General features: G+C 56.0%; 1 protein-coding gene. It reads right to left on the bottom strand.

The window, feature by feature from the left end:
• The coding region (locus AC0L2J_RS34820; RefSeq protein ID WP_473395986.1) for an extracellular solute-binding protein at positions 1 to 275 on the bottom strand (275 nt) is incomplete at both ends.

Genomic DNA, 275 nt, shown 5'->3' with positions numbered 1-275 from the left:
AATTTCTGCAGATCGAACAGGTCGGCGATGGTCTTTGGACCATTCGCCAGCTTTTCCTTGTCATAGACGAGGATAGTGGCAGAGGACCAATTTGGTACTCCGCAGTCGTGCTGATCGGCGGTGATAAACTTGGTCCGGTCAAGACCAAGCTTCTTCCAATCGATCGTCTCCAGGAGGCCATCGGCGCACATTTGCAGGACATCGGTCGCGTTGCCGTCGAACACGTCCCAGCTCACGGTCCTGGACTCGACCATGGCGCGGACCTTGGCAATCTC

It is taken from the genome of Bradyrhizobium sp. MV1.5 (assembly GCF_055807615.1).
Note: the sequence above shows the minus strand (reverse complement) of the source record. Positions and strands in the feature narration are given on the sequence as shown.